Annotated in this window: 10 protein-coding genes; 1 reads left to right on the forward strand and 9 read right to left on the reverse strand. The window is 51.9% G+C overall.

The features are described from left to right. Position 1: 1 nt before the first annotated feature. The 6 genes from EPA93_RS40050 to metH form a co-directional block, all read right to left on the reverse strand. A complete protein-coding gene (locus EPA93_RS40050; protein ID WP_129892900.1) occupies positions 2 to 817 on the reverse strand; it encodes a hypothetical protein in 816 nt (271 codons plus the stop codon). After that, positions 801 to 1133: a hypothetical protein gene (locus tag EPA93_RS40055; protein ID WP_129892901.1), complete on the reverse strand. Its 333-nt coding sequence runs from the start codon at positions 1131 to 1133 to the stop codon at positions 801 to 803. Before EPA93_RS40055 ends, EPA93_RS40050 begins: the two co-directional genes overlap by 17 nt. A 289-nt stretch (positions 1134 to 1422) precedes the next feature. Next, positions 1423 to 1965 carry a helix-turn-helix domain-containing protein gene (locus EPA93_RS40060; RefSeq protein ID WP_129892902.1) on the reverse strand — a complete coding sequence of 181 codons (543 nt, stop codon included), beginning with the start codon at positions 1963 to 1965 and terminating at the stop codon, positions 1423 to 1425. A 437-nt stretch (positions 1966 to 2402) separates the two neighbouring features. Then, complete coding sequence (locus tag EPA93_RS40065; RefSeq protein WP_165423715.1) at positions 2403 to 4856, reverse strand: penicillin acylase family protein; 2454 nt, start codon at positions 4854 to 4856, stop codon at positions 2403 to 2405. A 136-nt stretch (positions 4857 to 4992) separates the two neighbouring features. After that, on the reverse strand, positions 4993 to 6414 hold the full coding sequence (gene cysS / locus EPA93_RS40070; protein ID WP_129892904.1) for a cysteine--tRNA ligase: 1422 nt from the start codon (positions 6412 to 6414) through the stop codon (positions 4993 to 4995). A gap of 613 nt (positions 6415 to 7027) precedes the next feature. Then, positions 7028 to 10618, reverse strand: coding sequence for a methionine synthase (metH, locus tag EPA93_RS40075; protein ID WP_129892905.1), 3591 nt, complete (start codon positions 10616 to 10618; stop codon positions 7028 to 7030). Between the two features lie 565 nt (positions 10619 to 11183). On the opposite strand from metH, the gene EPA93_RS40080 reads away from it, so the two are divergent. After that, complete coding sequence (locus EPA93_RS40080) at positions 11184 to 11567, forward strand: SPW repeat protein (RefSeq protein ID WP_129892906.1); 384 nt, start codon at positions 11184 to 11186, stop codon at positions 11565 to 11567. A 93-nt stretch (positions 11568 to 11660) separates the two neighbouring features. Here the strand turns inward: EPA93_RS40080 and EPA93_RS40085 are convergent, their stop codons facing one another. The 3 genes from EPA93_RS40085 to EPA93_RS40095 all read right to left on the reverse strand — a co-directional run bounded on the left by EPA93_RS40085 (position 11661) and on the right by EPA93_RS40095 (position 16536). Continuing rightward, positions 11661 to 12836, reverse strand: a complete 1176-nt coding sequence (locus EPA93_RS40085) for an aminotransferase class V-fold PLP-dependent enzyme (protein WP_129892907.1) — start codon at positions 12834 to 12836, stop codon at positions 11661 to 11663. A gap of 169 nt (positions 12837 to 13005) precedes the next feature. After that, entirely contained in the window at positions 13006 to 14592 is a 1587-nt protein-coding gene (locus EPA93_RS40090; protein WP_129892908.1) for a toll/interleukin-1 receptor domain-containing protein, read from the reverse strand. Positions 14593 to 14901: 309 nt separating this feature from the next. Continuing rightward, entirely contained in the window at positions 14902 to 16536 is a 1635-nt protein-coding gene (locus EPA93_RS40095; RefSeq protein WP_129892909.1) for a mucoidy inhibitor MuiA family protein, read from the reverse strand. Between the last annotated feature and the right edge of the window lie 443 nt (positions 16537 to 16979).

Raw genomic sequence — 16979 nt, forward strand, 5'->3', positions numbered from 1 at the left:
GCTACTCCTTTTGCAAGTCTTTTCTCATGACATATTCTTTGTCAGGCTTATCCGTTTCTTCAAGCAATGCGCGTAGAGATGCTAGCTCTTCGGCATCGGGTATGTTAGCTGTTCCGATCTCCTCGGCATCCTGATTGATAAAGTGTTCCCAGGTATCCACCTCTGCAATGCCGTCTTGGTAGTTCACCACAACCACTTCTTGCTCGCGTTCGATACGTTGGCCATCCAGACTGCGGGCCGGGATGCTTTTGCGCATTCCTCCAGGAGAGACATAGATGATTTCGCCAAGATTATTTTCCTGGATGGTCATACTTACCTTGCCCAGCACCCCTGTACGGTCCGAGATGTCCTGTACTGTAGAGCCTTCGCTGTCGCCAAAGACACGATCGATGAGCATAAGGAGAAGGGCAGCGATAATGATTCCACTGATGATCGCCAACAGGAAAGCCAGGGGCAGGGCCAGGCCAACAGTGTTGCGGAAAACGTAGCCAAAGAAGCCGAACCCTAATAGAAACAGGACTATTGAGGTTGGATTGAGAATAGCAAGAATAGAAAAGCTGTTTCCCGGCCCATCTGCATGATGTTCGCCTGTTGTGTGAACCACTTCATGTCCAGTATGTGCATTGCTTACCACGGACGGGAAATGATGGGTGGGCATATCACCGCCTGTATGCACATGATGTAAAGCACTGTGCCCAACATCATGCGCATGTCCGTGGCCAAGGCTTCCTAGAAGGGCTGAGGCGATCAAAAAGATCAGACCAAATAGGAAGCAGGCAATGAACAGCAATGATAGTGGATCAGTTGCGATGGACATAGGTATGCTCCTTTAACTTTGCAAGCGCCGCAATACGTATGCTGCATCGATCAAGACACTCAATAATGCTGATAATGCTGGCAAGAATGCCCGAAATTCCCAGCACAAAAGCGCTTGATAGATAGAGTAGCGTCGGCGATAAACCAAGGGGGATCGGTACAGGAAATAGGTCGCCTGTGTATAGGCTGACAATGCCTAGCAGGGTTCCGCCACTCAAAAGTATGATTGGTATCAGTACCGGGTGACGCTCTAGCAGAAAGCTGCGGCGTAACCGGCTGTACCGCTGTCTAGAAGGCTCAAATTGACTTTGTATCATGTTATCCTGCCTTCCTGATGCCTCGAAGAAGGTGTTGTAACGTGGCCGCATCTTCTACAATTAGCAACCCGATGCATCTAGCGATCTGTTAAAGTTCAAGTGACGCGTGAAGCAAGCGGGGATGCAGTGGCAATTGCCCCTTGACTGGGCCGCGTCGCGCTCAAGCAAATTGCGCCCCAGCTCTCTCCCCGGCCTGCCGTCACAGGCGGCGCACTTGTCAATCAGAGATTGACAGAGCACTAGCTTTATCTTGTTAAGATAGACGTAATGGATATACAAAAATCAAAGATTAATTAGTTGGAGATGTTTCGCTATCATTAACTATGTCAGTGAGTAATTCGTTGCCATTGAGCTCTTCTTCGTCCTGCAGTGTGATGGCGTTAATAATCGCTTCAAGCTCTTCTATAGGGAGCTCCATTAACCTGTAGAATGCTTCGATATAGCGTAGCGCTTCTTCGCTGCTGGCAAGATTCTCCAAGAAATCATGCAGTATCGGCTCTGTATTCCATTCTTCGGCACTGGCAATCAGCCAGGTGTTTAAGCGATCTGCATCGTTCTCCACATCGGTTAACAGATTGGTGCTATAATCGGGCGGATCGCTGACCAGGTAACCGGGATGAACCTTAAAAAAACGCGACAACAGATCGCGGCTAGAGGCCGTGAGGTGAAGTCGTTTACCGCTCTCTAGTTGTGATAAATAGGCCTGGCTGATGCTTACGTGTAATTCCTCGCGCATGGCCTTGACTACTTCCATCTGGGTCATAGGGCGATTGAAGCCACGTAGTTCGCCTTCAACCTGGCGTAGATGCTTAATTTTCTCAGCTAAATTCATCTCCTACCCTTCATAACTATTTGCTATAGACAGTATAGCTTTCTGCTATGTGGTTGTCAAGTGGAGGGCGAGGGAAATTGTGCAGCCTAGTATTGCAAGCTACTATAGCAGATAACCACGCCGATGGAAATTGAGGGGGATGAAGGTCAGGTGTTATTTGCTCTTACAGCCCGTTTGCCGGCAAGCAGACTGGCTACTGCTATGCGCTATATAGAAAAGGATTTTTGTCAGGCATGAATGAGGGCAGAAAAAAAAGGCTTGTCTAGGGTAACAAGCCTTCCTTATCTGGGATGCAGTGGTAGAGCCTGTGACTCACTCTGCCGTGCATGGTATTGAGTGTACTAGAAGAATGTCAAGAAAAGCTCACGAATGTGTAAAATTTTTTAAAAGTAGTTAGAGATTCTTCGTGAGCCTGTGTTTGGATAAATCGCAGAACTTTAGCCTGGCTGCAGCTTGAGGGTTCCCTCGGCATTTTTCGCGATAGCTTCCTTTTCAAATAGCATTGGGTGGTGCCTGACATTGAGCCACATGTTGATGAAATCATCGTAATGCTTACTGGCTGGATGCCCGGATTGTCCCGGCGCGTGCCCTGAGAGCGAATTGGTAAGATCTGCTAGATTGACGATCTGGCGATAGGATGGAACGACGATCACTGTGTCTGGCGCATTGGGCATCACTGCTCCCATGTTGACAGTATCTGCATCCCCACCGATGGCGAAGGGACCGCGATTGAAGTAGCCGGCCAGGGCTTTAAGTGCGCCCAGCGGATGCCCATATGTCATGCGATGAATCTGGCCGTATTGCCAGTGCAGAATATTGTTACCAAGTTTATCGCTCAGCTCTCCTAACGCGGCCTGAAAGGCTGCTCTGAGCGCTTCACTCCAGGATTTAGGACCATTGGGAATAGCCGAGCGCGCAAACCATGTATCGTCATGTTTCTTTAGCAGGCGAATGAGAAGCGGCCTGCTGCGACTGGCGTAGCCATTCTGCTGGGCTAAAATCGTCGTACCGGCGCCCAGATAGCGGTCCAGCAGGACCTCGTTAGCCCCTAGCCAGGCGCTGAAGACGATACGCTCTAGCTTACGCAGGAAGGTAAGATAGATGGCGGCCGCGATGCTCTCTGGCGAGAGGACATAATCCCAGGTCTGCATAATCTCTATAGCTGCGCGTTCGAGTGGAGTTTTTGCCTCAAGCTGCAGCAGGTAGGGCACAATCTCGCGGGCGGGTAGGGCATACTGATCGGCCTGGATTGTTGCCATGTCCTGCGGAGTTAGTTCGCCTTTCTGGGCATGGATGTCATGGATCAGCTGGGCGATGCGTTGGGCGCGATAGCCGTTGAGCCATTCGTGCGTGATGTAATAGGGATAGTTGTCATCTACCACGCGGTTGTTGGCGGTAGCGATAAAGTGCTGTTCTGGATTGAATGCCTGAGGCAGTTCCTCAAAGGGGATCAAGCCGGTCCATTCATATTCGCCTGTCCAGCCGGGCGATGGAACGAGGGCCTGCCCACGAGCGCGAATAGGGATTGCCCCGGCCATGATATAGCCAATGTTCCCTGCTCTATCGGCGTAGACAAAGTTTTGCGGAGGCACATCCCAGTCGCGCATTGCTTCAAGGAACTCATGCCAGTTTGTGGCCCGATTAAGCTTCTGCGTAGAAGTGACAATGTTGCACTGCTCTAAGCCGGTCCAGCGCAGGGCAAGCGGTGGCTCGGCTGTCCCCTTCTCAGGCTTAGCTGAGAGTGATGTGCCGGGCATATTGATGATAGGTCCGTGGCGTGTGATAACTACTTCCTCAATGATAGGCTCGCTCTGTCCTTTGACCTTGATCTCTTCGCGAATGATTTGAGCATCTTCCCAATGGCCCTCAAATTCATATTGGCGAGGGTTCTCGGGATTGAACTTTTCAATATAGAGGTCCTGCACATCGGAGACCGCGTTAGTAACGCCCCAGGCGATATCCTGGTTGTGTCCGATAACCACGCCTGGTGCGCCTGGAAAACTGGCGCCAACGACGTCGATATCACCAGCCTGCAAATGACACTCGAACCAGATAGAAGGAGCTGCCTGCCCAAGGTGTGGGTCGTTGCAGAGGATGGGGTAGCCTGTTGAGGTCATGGTACCGTCAACAACCCAGTTATTGCTACCACCCATAAGCTTGAACCCGCTCAGATCCTTCAACTGCTGATATTGTTCGAGCAAGCTCAGATTGATGCCCTGATAAGCTATGCCTGAAGGGATAATCAGTGGGTGATCTGGATCATAGCCGGCTTCCAATTGGGCGGCGCGCTCGGGGCCTAAGCTGGCGATGAGATGGGCCCTGATAATCTCAGTCTCCCAGTTGCCGCTGAGATTCCAGGCAATCATCTTGGCCCATTGAATGCTATCGGCTATTTTCCAGGGTTCGGGTTTAAAGCGTAAGAAGATAAACTCGACCCCAAGCTTGCCCTGATTGTTTTCAATGAACATATTGACGCCGCTGGCATAGGAGGTGAGCACGCGCTGGTTATGGGGGGAAAGATGGGCTACTTCAGCGGTGGCAGCGCGATGTAGACCAAGGCGACGTCCAAACCTGTCGGCCTCAATAGCTAGAGGTCCGAGGATTTCGCAGAGACGGCCGGCTCCTATTCGGCGATTAAACTCCATCTGCCAGAGCCGCTCCTGTGCATGGATGTAGCCTTGTGAGAAGTAGAGATCATCTTCGTTTTGGGCATAGATATGGGGCACGCCATAACGGTCAGTGATAATTTCGACAGGCTCATGCAGGCCATGGAGGCGCAAGGTTCCACTTTTTTGTGGTTGGGGACGGCGCGTGAGTAAGGAGTAAGTACCGTTGGCCAGGCCAGCGACATTCGCTGCCGTAAACAAGGTCTTTTGCCACCAGAATGCCATGCTAAGCCTCCTCATTGAGAATACTTGATGATAGATGTCTTGCGGCCGTTTAGAACTGTCAGGCTGTTTGCCTCGGAGAGCAGTCCGAAATTCCTCGAACTGCTCATCTGCTTGCTTCCGAGCAATCTATTATATATTACACCAATTCGGTGCCCTTTGGGGTATCGCGTACTTCGAAGCCCATAGCCTTGAGCTGATCGCGCAACTGATCCGAGAGTTTCCAGTTACGGGCGGCGCGTGCCTCATCTCTCTGCCGAACCAGGCTCAGAGCCTCCTCGCTAATCTGACGTGGAACCTTGGGCTGAACCTCGTCAAGACGCAGCCCCAACACGCGATCAAAGTCGAGAACCAGGCGGCGGCGTTCGTCAGGCGCTAGCTTGGAGGAGCGGGCTGCCTCGCGCGTGAGGCTCAGAGCAGTTGGAAGCTCCAGATCGTTATTTACTGCTTCGTGGAAGGCCGCATGCAACTTCTCGGCTTCGTCTGACCATACGCCGGAGCCTTCCTGAATGGGCAGCTCGGCCAGATCGGCCCGTAAGTTGTTCAAGCCATTCTGGGCGGCTGTGAGTGACTCCTCAGTAAAGTTCAGCTTGGTGCGGTAATGTGCAGTGAGCATCAGGTAACGGAAGGCCAGGGGATCGATGCCTTGCTCGGCCAGCGTTCTAACCAGAATAACGTTGCCAAGGGAGCGCGACATCTTGCTGTTGGCCAGATCCAGGAATTCCCCATGCACCCACACCTGCACCGGTCGTTTCCCGCTTACGCCTTCGCTCTGGGCGATTTCGTCTTCGTGGTGAGGGAAGACCAGATCGACGCCACCAGTGTGAATATCAAATTGCTCACCAAGGTATTTTGTCGCCATGGCCGAGCATTCGATATGCCAGCCGGGGAAGCCAGTGCCCCAGGGGCTTGACCAGTTCATCTGACGGCTCGCATCTCCATGCTTCCAGAGCGCGAAGTCTTCGGGAGCGGCTTTATCTTCGGCGATCTCCATTTGCTGGCGACCGTGGCCGCCCTCGCGCAGGTTCTCGATGGTATTGCCCGAAAGCGCTCCGTAATTGGGGAAGCGGCTCACATCATAGTAGACGTTGCCGTCGCTGACATAGGCCAGATCGCGCTCGACAAGTTTTTCGATCATGGCTTGCATCTCGGCAATATGGTCTGTAGCTTTAGGGCTCAGATGCGGCGGCAAGATGTTCAGGGCTTCTGATTCCTGAATGTATTGCTGGGTATAGTGAGCAGCTATCTCATATGCCGAGCGGCCTGTTTGCCTGGCAGCATGCTCTAGCTTATCTTCGCCGCTCTCTTCGGTATCGTTTTGTAAATGCCCAACGTCAGTAATGTTGCGCACAAGAAAGACGTCGTATCCGTTGTATTCAAGCATCCGGCGCACCCAGTCGGTCATTGTGAAGGTGCGCATATTGCCAATATGAATATCTTTGTAAACTGTTGGGCCGCAACTATAGATGGTCACGCGTGGTGGATTAAGCGGCTGAAACAGGTCCTTGCTTCTGGTCAGCGTGTTGTATAAGTACACCGGTCTTGGTGAAATCGTAGACATGACCCCATCTCCTCTTTACATAAGATTTCGGGTGAGTGCGAACAGCGTTGAGATGCGGTAGCTCAGATAGAGGACGTGGCAGGTAGAACAATACGTACGTTTACTAGGCATGCGCGCCCTTACGTTCACAGAAGACTGAGCTACGTATGTCACTTCTGTGAACGCAGAGACAGGTGCAATACTGCAATCGATAGTTTACGAGGTTACGCATTTTTGTATCCCATAGAGAAATGTAAGTGTTAATAGAGTATATCATATCTGCTAAAAGTTGGGAACCTGACGCTTGCGTGGCCGCGTGGTACATGGAAGGGGGCATGTAGCCTGGTTTGCTTTGTGGCGAGGGAGAGGAAGTTGTAATGCTACCCATAGAGCTCTTGTAATGCGTCTCTTTGAATAAACTTCTCAGATAGTGAGATTGGCCATATGGGCTGTGCTTTACTAAGCAGGCGCATAGAGACAGACGGAAGGGGTATTCCCGCTATGAAATCTGACGTAGGAGATAAGATTGAACCTCTTGTAACCATTGCCCCAACGGATAGTGATGCGGAGCTTGAGGGAGGAAGCGAGCAAGATCTGGAAATCTCCAGACGGAGACTCCCAGATCCACCTAAAACTACACTTGTGCGGTTTCTGCTGCTTGCCGCACTGCGAAGTACGAAGCCTGCTGATGATGAACAACAATAGCTGCAGTCGATTGCTCAGGAATGAGCTGATAAGCCTCTGTAAGATCAACATCGATTGCTGTACGAACTGGCAAGGCTTCAAAGAGCCGGCCATGTTCTTCAAGTTCCGGTATAGCCGAATAGCCCCAGCTGTAGCGCCGACCTCTCGGCTCGTCTAGTTGGAGCTCCTTGCGGATCAGGCGATTGGTATATTCGGCCAGCGCTTCGGCCAGCTCGACAGAGAGCCCGTGCATAAAGTAGGCCTCTGAATAGTTGCCCTCCTGCTGAATCTGCTGAATTCTCTCGCTTGCCTCTTTGCCCATAGTAACTACCTGAAGCGCGACGACATCAAGTTTACCGCTCTCGACTGAAGCAAAGTAATCGGCAAGGCAGAGCCGCTCGCGCTCGGCCTGACGTGGGAAGTGGAAACGCGTAAGTTCGCGCAGCGAAGCTGAGCTGATGCTCTCTCCTGCGGATAAACTTTGTGGATCGTAGACTATCAAAGAATTGCCCTTTGACTGACAGGGGAAGTAGCCATAGATGACCCTGGGCTGCAGATAGCGCTGCTGGCGTGCTTCACGAAGCATTCGTTCGAGGCGCGGACGAAACTCTTGCTCGACCAGGCGTTGGAAGTCGGCGCCGTGGGCTTTTCCACCCCAATGGAGCCGATAGAGCGTATTGAGATCTGCACACTCGATAATATCTTCGAGCCCGATGCGGTCCAGCACGCGTGAGCCCCAGAATGGTGGTGTGGGAATAGAAAGCGCTGCCTGAATGCTGGCAGATGGTGTTTCATCCTCAGCCTGTGGCCTGCTTTCCGCGCTGGCTTGGGCTGCCTTCTTCAAACGCTCGCGTAGTGCCTCCTGTTTGATGCGCTCCACCAGGGCCGCGCGCTCTTCGTGCGAGTTTGTCAGCTTGTCGACGATATCCAAACCTTCGAATGCATCGCGGGCATAGAATACACCTGGCTCGTAAGGATTAGGTACCGCCTCTTCAGTCTGCTCGTCTACAAAGAGAATGCGTCGCCCAAAGGAGCGATTGATGGCAGCGCCACCCACAATTACCGGGAAATTGAGCTGGCGCTTATAGAGCTCTTTGACGCAGAGGGGCATCTGCTTGGATGTACTGACAAGGAGAGCAGAGAGCCCGATAGCGTCGGCCTTAACCTCTATCGCCTTATCAAGAATGGTGTTCAAAGGTACCTGTTTGCCCAGGTCATAGACGGTATAGCCATTATTGCTGAGGATCGTATTGACAAGATTTTTGCCAATATCGTGGACATCGCCAAAGACTGTGGCCAGTACCACTTTACCTTTGGTATAGCCTTCCTTCCTCTCAAGATAATTTTCCAGATGGGCTACCGCCCGTTTCATAACCTCGGCCGATTGTAAGACAAAGGGAAGAATGAGCTCGCCGGCGCCAAAGCGATCTCCTACATCTTTCATCGCCGGTAGTAGCACAGTATTAAGGACGTTTACCGCCGCCTCGCCTTTCCCAACCTCTTGCTCCTCGGCCCTTTCAGCAATGACTTGATCGATAAGTGGCTCAATGCCCTCTTTACGGCGGTGCAAGATTTGCCAATGAATGCGCTCAGCCACGCTCATGCCTTCAGTCGGATCTACTTGAGCGCTCTGGCCTTTCTGCTGGGGACCATGCTCTTCAAAGTAAGCAATGTAGCGCGGCAAGGCGTCGGGACGATTGAAGATAAGATCATCGGCAAGCTGGCGCTGCTCTGCATCGATTTCCGCATAGGGCTTGATATGCGTTGGATTGACGATGGCCATATCCAGCCCGACCTTGACTGCATGATACAGAAAAACGCTATTGAGCACAGCCCTGGCATGAGGCTTGAGGCCGAACGAAACGTTGCTCACGCCTAGAATGGTCAATACTTCGGGTAACTCTTGCTTGATGCGCTTGATCGCGTCGAGGGTCTCGATCGCGGCGGTCTGCAACTCTTCCTGACCGGTAGTGACCGGGAAAGTCAGCGGATCGAAGATAAGCGCGCTCGGGGGAAGCCCATATTCGTTGACGCAGATATCGTAGATCGCATGCGCTATCTGCACTTTGCGCTCGGTTGTCTTACCCATGCCAATCTCATCGATGGTCAGGGCGACAACTGCCGAGCCGTGTTCTAGAGCGAGCGGCAGAATGCTATCAATACGTTGGCGACCGGTTTCCATATTGATGGAGTTGATAATTGCGCGCCCGGGATAGGTCTCAAGCGCAGCCTGTATCACATTAGCTTCGGTACTATCGATGACCAGAGGAGCCTCGATCCCCATAGACAGTTTTTTCACCAATTTGGCCATTTGTTTGTCTTCGTCGGTTCGCTCGGTCAAGGCAACCTGGACATCGAGGATGTGTGCGCCGCCCTCAACCTGTTCGCGTCCTATGACTAGCAGGGTATCATAATCGTCGGCCAGCAAGGCTTGCTTGGCCTTGCGGCTACCCTGAGCATTGACACGTTCACCTATTAACAAAGGTGGCGGATCTTGCTGCATGTCTGTGGCGCGAATGCCACTTGTTGCAAAGGGTGTGGTGATCTTGCCAAAATCTTTGGCCGCGAAATTATTGGCAAGTAGAGGGCGGGCATGGCGCGGAGCCTGGCGACAGGCTTTGACGATAGCCTGTAAGTGTTCGTGGCTGCTACCGCAGCAGCCGCCGATAACGTTAACGCCAAACTCGGTAATAAACTCGCGCAAGGCCAGCGCCATAGGCTCAGGTTCCAGGGGATAGACCGCCTGGCCGTTAACATTAAGCGGAATACCGGCGTTTGGGATTGTCGAGATAGGTAAGGGACAATTCTCAGCTAAGAAGCGTACCGGCTCGCGCATATACTCTGGCCCGGTTGAGCAGTTGAGGCCGATCACGTCAACGCGCAGAGAGACCAGGGTATGCATAACCGCGGCAATGTCGGTTCCGAGGAGCATGCGGCCGCTGGTATCCAGTGAGACCTGAGCCTGTATAGGTACCTGGCGCCCAGACTGTTGCATGGCCCGGCGTATCCCTGTAATTGCCGCGCGTACTTCTAAGATATCCTGGCTGGTCTCAATGAGGAGCACATCGACGCCGCCTTCGAGGAGCGAAGCTGCCTGCTCGCGAAAGACCTCGGCGAGCTGTTGATAGGTGATGTTGCTCAGCAGTGGATCGTCAGATGAGGGCAACATGCCGGTAGGACCGATGGAGCCAGCAACGAAGCGTGGCTGAGCTGGCGTGCTATAGCTGTCGGCAAGGCGCCGAGCGAGGCGGGCGGCCGTAAGATTGACCTCGTGCGTAAGATGGCCAAGCCCGTATTCGTCAAGCTTGAGACGGCTGGCTGTAAATGAATCTGTCTCGATGACATCGCAACCGGCTTCCAGAAAGCCGGCATGGATCTCTTCGATCACTGTAGGTTTGGTGAGGACCAGGTATTCATTACAGCCTTCGGTCGCCTGGCCCCCATAGTCTTCGGCGCTGAGCTGGTAACGTTGTATATTAGAGCCCATTGCCCCATCGTAGATCAAGACCTGCTGGGCAAGGGCATCAAGAAATCGGCTCATGTGTCCCTCTCTATATACTTATCTGAGATTGCTGCTGGGTGGCTTATATTCGGGTATTATGAATATTATATCATCTCTTGCTTATGGCTGAGGAACTGTCTTTCTCGGGACCAATTCTTTCTGCTCCCCTTGATCTGATCTCTCCCGCCAGCTTTTCCCGGCTGAAGATGGGTTGCGCCCGGTTGAGGGAGCTTATCCATCTTGTTGTGATTATTTAGCTCTGCGTTATTCTTTAAGTGTAATTGATATGCTTATAGTCTATTGCATCATTTGACAAAATGTAATTGAGTTGGCTATAATTGGGACGTAGGGACAACGAGTATGCAGGGATGTTGCAGGGATGTGGATAGGTTCATGCCCATACCAGTATGCAGAGAAATGTGCACATTCTGCTCAAAAGAAAGGAGGGCTAATCGAGACGGCAGCTAAGGCCTGTCTTCAAGCGTAGCAATGAAGTCAGGCTGGAGAAATGTATATGACAGCTAAGCTAACAAATTTTGAAAATTGCAGAGGAGAAGATGGCTAACAAAGATCTTCTCCTCTGTATTGCAAGGAGGCTGTTATAATGCTGAATTTACGAGAAAATATGGTGGCTGCGCCATGGGCACGCTGGCAAAACTGGGCCGATGTGGTGCTAGGTATTATCCTCTTCATATCGCCCTGGTATACCGCGACCTGGGGCAACGGTACGAGTTCATGGAATGCCTGGATCTTAGGCGTAGTGATAGTACTGGTTTCCTTGTGGGCCCTGGCGACTCCTGAATCCCCGATACCGCAGTGGATTAATACTATACTGGGCATCTGGGTATTCATTTCACCCTGGGTTCTGAATTATACAAGATTGGCTGGCGAGGCCTGGTCTGCCTGGATTATCGGCGCTTTGACGATCATATTCTCGGCGTGGGTCGCGCTTCAGATGCAGAGTCCAAGAAGGGCAACAGTAACGTGAGTTCACAAGTTCAAGAAGGCTCGTAAGTGGGCGAGATAGTAATCAATTTGCTACTATCTCGCCCCTGTTTTTACTGCCTGGGGAGGCACGGCATTAGATGAGCCTGGACAGCACTGTACAGAATTGTTCGATCTCCTCTTCACTATTGAAATAGTGTACCGAAGCGCGTACAAGCGTCGTCAATTTGCGTTCATCCATATCCAGCAAGGTTGAACTTCGCTCACTGATGGTGACGTTGATATTCTGCTGGGCCAGCTGCTGTTGAATCTCTTCAGGACGTTTGTCTTCGACGGTAAAGGTTACGATTCCGCATTGTGTGATGCCGCGATCATGAACGATGACGCCGGGAAGCGTGCTAAGCCGGGTGCGCAGCAAATAAGCAAGATTTTTGATGCGGCGCCAGGTTGTCTCCAGCCCCCATTCTAAGGCATAGTCAATGGCCACGCCAAGTCCGATTTTACCGGCGTAATTTGTCTCCCAGTTCTCGAAGCGTCGAGCATCGCTACGTATTTCATAGCGATCACTTTCTATCCAGTGCGCCGCGTGCAGGTCAAGGAAGGGTGGCTCAAGCTGTTCAATGACCGAGCTGCGCACATAGAGAAAGCCGGTGCCACGGGGACCGCGGAGATATTTGCGCCCGGTTGCAGAGAGGAAATCACAGCCAATCTTATTTACGTCGATGGGCATCTGCCCGACTGATTGGCAGGCATCGACGAGATAAAGAATATTAGCCTCGCGCGCAACTTTGCCTACTTCGGCGACCGGATTGACAAGTCCACCATTGGTGGGCACATGGGTAATCGCAATGAGCTTCACCCTCTCGTCTATGCTCTTGCGCAGTGCGTCGATCGAGAGCTGGCCATAGGGATCGTTGGGAATGGCCTCAACGCTAGCTCCAGTTTTTTGCGCAATCTGTAGATAGGCAATATAGTTGCTGGCGTATTCGGCGATAGAAGTAAGAATGCGATCCCCGGGCTTGAATGGAATAGAGTAGAAAGCCATATCCCAGGCGCGCGTAGCGTTTTCAATGATAGCTATCTCATCGCGTTGGCAGCCGATGAGCGTGGCTGCTGCATCATAGGTATGCTCAATTGCGTTGTGTGCGCGGTCAGCAGCTTCATAGCCACCGATCTGAGCTTCAAGTTGTAGATGGGCTATGGTTGCCTCCAGGACGGGTTGAGGCATGAGCGAAGAGCCGGCGTTATTAAAATGGATGAGATTGGCGGTAGCTGGCGTGTCCTGTTGGGCTCGTTGAAGATCAAATGGCATAGTCTTATTCCTTACTCCTGATGTGTAAACTCACCCTTCCTCTTTTGTCGGGTGAGCGAAAAGGGGGTGAAGCCGGTCTAACTTCACTCCCCTTTCTCTGACCCTGTGCATGTCACAGTGCAGGGTAAAATGGGGAAATGGTTTTCTACATCTGGCCATGCTGCTGATATTATATCGCGTGCCAGACATGGACTGTGTTATCCAGGCCGGCCGAAGCGATGCGTGTGCCGTCAAGGGACCAGGCTATGGTTCGCAGTGGTTTGTTATGCCCTGTATAGGTGAGCAGGAGCAGGCCCGTGTGGGTCTCCCAGACATGGACTTCTGGCTGATCTTCGCTGATAGAGGCGATATAGCGGCTATCGGGAGACCAGGCGATGCGCTGGACCGACGAAGTGTGCCCAATATATGTACGGATCGTGGTAGCTGTGATGGGGTCCCAGATATGTATTTTCTGGCCGTCGCCAGAGGCGATGCGTGTGCCATCGGGGGACCAGGCTACGGCTCCTGTCCAGCGGCCATTGTGTCCATAGATAAGGATGCGCTGGCCGGTCAAAGCATTATAGATACGCACATCTTTAACCTGTGCGCAGGCGATGCGCATGCCATCGGGGGAGCAGGAGATTGCATCAGTGTAGTGGCTGGTATCGGTGAAGCTGGCACGGGCATCAATTTTGCGTATCAGCTGCCCGGTGTGGGCCTCCCAGAGATGAATAGCTATGTCGAGAGGATGGAGGTTAGTGGAGGCAATGCATTGGCCGTTGGGAGACCAGGCGATGCTGAATATGCTGGCCAGCGGAGCGAAGTGCCCGCTATAGACTGCTACTTTTTGCCCATTGGCGGCTCGCCAGACATGGATGTTTGCGCCGTTGCCCCCTGAAGCGATATAGGTTCCATCGGGAGACCAGGCGACGGTAAATACATAAGCTGGAGGAAATAATTGGGCTGCATGGCCACGATAGGTCAGGAGATTGTGGCCAGTGGAGGCGTCCCAGATGCGTACAGTTTTATCGGCGCTACCGGAGGCGATGCGCATACCATCGGGGGACCAGGCAACGCTACATACAATGGCAGAATGAATATCATAGATGTAGAGGCGCTCACCCTGGCGCGGGTGTCGATTGTCTAGAGAAGCTTGCCCCGGTTCGGCAAGGATCGCCTCACCCTGTTCTGTCTTATTTATTTTGATTGTCTCAGCCTGTGCCGGCCTGCCTGTTTTGCTCGGTCTGGCCGATTCAGGCGCGATTTCGCCGTGCTGCGTCTCGGTCGGCCCTGTTCCACTCACCTGCTTCAGCCTCAGCTTCGCCTCTTCAATAACTTCAGGAGGCAGTAGAAGCGCAATAAGTAATTGCTGAAATGCCTGCTGGTATAGCTCCGCGCTCACTTCTGTTTGTTCGGCGGCAGGCAGAAATGAGACGGGAATGATGCCCTTTAATAATATTGGTATCTGGCATGGCTGATATAGAATGGGCACAATGCGTTTCTTCAACTGCAGGGCTATGTCGATTTGATGGCGTACATCGCCATCAGCTACGGCATTGTGAGAGAGCATAACAAGGAAGATCTCGCATTCTTTCAGCTGTTCCGTAGTTTTGTGTAATTTGAGGTCCCCGCCCATGAGTCCATCTAAAGGACCATCCCAAACGGCTGTAGGATCATCAAGTGCCGTGCGAAGATCGTAGGTGAGCCGACGACAGAAGTCGTTATCTTTGTGGCTATGGCAGACAAAAATATAAGATGCATTAAGTGAACTTGCCATCGCTCTCTACTCCGTAAGCTAACCCCAGCAGCTCGATCTATTTCTCTGGCAGCAATTTGCTCTCTTTTGCATGAACTTGACAGAAAAAAGATAGCATAACTATGGAATAAGCTAATGTTAGGGAAACTGAGCTCATATGTCAAGTGAAAAGGTCTGTTTGGAGCAGCCTTGTAGCTGATTTATAAGCGTCTCTGGAGAGCATGCTCTATCCTCTTGCAACAGCTATCAAGGGATAGAGCGCCTCTAGTGTTGATTAGCAACCGAGAAATCTTATATTAAGAGCATTGAAGTAATCTTGTAAACCTTATATTATAGGAGCCCTGCCACAGGCATAGATTGTGGATGTTCAACGGTAAAACGATATTCGATTTTCTGCTCCCCCTCTGCAGGCAAAAGAAAATGCCAGGCCAGGATTTCCAATCTTGTATGCTTATCTGGCTGTGGTTGAATCGAGAGAGTTTTCACCTTGATGCGCTCATGTCGCGGAACCGGTAAATGATCGCGAACTATAACGTGCCGAGGGGTATTTGCATAGTTGTGCACTGTAATGCGATAGGCATAGGTAGTACGACGAATATCGCTCTGCAAGAGATTGCCTTTGTCTACAGCGCGCTCGATCAGTTCTCGTTTGACCTTGATTCGATCATCGATACCGAGAAATACTTTGAACTTCTCATCGGGTACCGTCGTTTTAATCTGCGTTGTGCCAACATACTCGCCACCCAGGAAAATGCTGGCTGAACCATTGAGCAGAACCTGTTCGGTTGTATTGTGGATAGTAGCTCGCAAATGAGCCTGTTCCTCCAGGACTGGCGCGCTCACGTAATCAAAGCTGCATGGCAGGCTGACATGGGCAATCGTGGTCTTATGGGGCGAATTATCGGATGGAATATCTACAGCATGGTCCACGCGAAAAACCAGCGCTGTGCCGGTCTGCTCGACGGTAGCCGTCGCCATGCCAGCAATTGCTAGCTCGGGAGCCGTCGCCGCCCCGGCAATACTTAGAGCTTGCTCCTCGTTAATCGCGTCAAGCGGTACCGTACGCCGCTTTGAGACAGGGGCCCCGCCAGGTGCGGAAAATGCAGCCGCGTACATGGGTGCTGGCCGTGGAACTGGTGGGGGCGCATTGAGATACCAGGGATCGAGTTCTGGTAATATGGCGGCAAGGCTGGGACGCGCTGTTGAGAGCGAGAGGCTAATATTATCCCAGCTCTCTCCGCTGGACTGCTGGACCATGCCGACATAAGTAACTTCGACTTCACCGTTGTCTTGCTCCTCATTCATTTGTACCCGCACATCGTACTGTGGATACCATGAGGCATTCAGGATAAGGTAGGATATCTCTAATTCAACCTCGCCGGCTTCGGCGGTCTCGATGGTAATTGCCGCAGCCAGGCGATCCGGCAATTGCTTGCCTTGCTTCTGCTCCAGTTCGCGCTGTTTGGCATCTATGTCCCTTTGCAACTGACGCATCTGTATTTCAAGATCCTGGGCTGCTTCGGCGTCGTGCAAGGCTTGCTCGGCCATAAAGCTAAAGAAATCGGCGCAATCCTGTGGCTTCATCTGGCCCTGGGCCAGGCCTCTTGCAAAATCCTTTGAGCGATCTCCAAGCGAGCGAAGCCAGTGGCGCCGATCCTGGAGCGCATTCTGACGTGCCTTGATGAGTTGTTGCTTATTGCGCAAGAGCTCTAGTTCTGTCTGTAGCGTGAGCAGATCAGCTTCTGGCGGCTGGCTATGAAAAGCCGTAGTAATATCAACATTTAAAATGCGCGTTCCCTGTGGCCCTTTGCCGGAGGCTCGTAGGGAGTCATGCAGAAATTGAGGAAGATTATTGATGCGTAATTCATGAATACCAGCTTCAAGATTTATGCGTCCTTGTCGTGCGATAAGGGCGCGATCGGAATAGACGGTTACTGTATTGATTGTTGTCGCTAGTTCAACCATCGACTGCCCCTTTATGTGTAGAGTAGTGGTTTAGCAAATATATCATAGACTCTACGAAATTTGGCTATGATTGGTTCCTTGTTGGCAGAAATAGTTATTTTTACTAGTGCTTTGTCAGACCTTGTGTGACGAGTGCGCTCCTGCTGACAGCGGAAGGAAAGGGGAAGCTGGGGCACAGCTCCAGGCCCCAGGTCAAGGGGGCGCCGCCCTCGACCATCCCGCTGGTTTCACCCATCATGTCAACCTTGACGGATCTCTAGTTCAGGCTCGGTAAGAAAAAGGTACTTTTTGCAAATTTGGTCCATGTGTAACGTGTGCATCTATAAGCATGGGCAAGGTACTGACGCCGCCATCGCATATTCTGCCGTAGTGCGCTTGACCTGTTTCTCGGATGTGTATTCAGAATCTTGCCGGTGCTTTGCTTTTATTAAGAAGGGAATAGT

This window comes from Ktedonosporobacter rubrisoli (assembly GCF_004208415.1).
GTDB lineage: Bacteria > Chloroflexota > Ktedonobacteria > Ktedonobacterales > Ktedonobacteraceae > Ktedonosporobacter > Ktedonosporobacter rubrisoli.

What these genes read in the sequence shown, in the direction of transcription:
- EPA93_RS40065 (WP_165423715.1), bottom strand. Translation starts at nt 4,856, where the DNA reads ATGGCATTCTGGTGGCAAAAGACCTTGTTTACGGCAGCGAATGTCGCT.
- EPA93_RS40050 (WP_129892900.1), bottom strand. Translation starts at nt 817, where the DNA reads ATGTCCATCGCAACTGATCCACTATCATTGCTGTTCATTGCCTGCTTC.
- EPA93_RS40060 (WP_129892902.1), bottom strand. Translation starts at nt 1,965, where the DNA reads ATGAATTTAGCTGAGAAAATTAAGCATCTACGCCAGGTTGAAGGCGAA.
- EPA93_RS40090 (WP_129892908.1), bottom strand. Translation starts at nt 14,592, where the DNA reads ATGGCAAGTTCACTTAATGCATCTTATATTTTTGTCTGCCATAGCCAC.
- metH (WP_129892905.1), bottom strand. Translation starts at nt 10,618, where the DNA reads ATGAGCCGATTTCTTGATGCCCTTGCCCAGCAGGTCTTGATCTACGAT.
- EPA93_RS40055 (WP_129892901.1), bottom strand. Translation starts at nt 1,133, where the DNA reads ATGATACAAAGTCAATTTGAGCCTTCTAGACAGCGGTACAGCCGGTTA.
- cysS (WP_129892904.1), bottom strand. Translation starts at nt 6,414, where the DNA reads ATGTCTACGATTTCACCAAGACCGGTGTACTTATACAACACGCTGACC.
- EPA93_RS40085 (WP_129892907.1), bottom strand. Translation starts at nt 12,836, where the DNA reads ATGCCATTTGATCTTCAACGAGCCCAACAGGACACGCCAGCTACCGCC.
- EPA93_RS40095 (WP_129892909.1), bottom strand. Translation starts at nt 16,536, where the DNA reads ATGGTTGAACTAGCGACAACAATCAATACAGTAACCGTCTATTCCGAT.
- EPA93_RS40080 (WP_129892906.1), top strand. Translation starts at nt 11,184, where the DNA reads ATGCTGAATTTACGAGAAAATATGGTGGCTGCGCCATGGGCACGCTGG.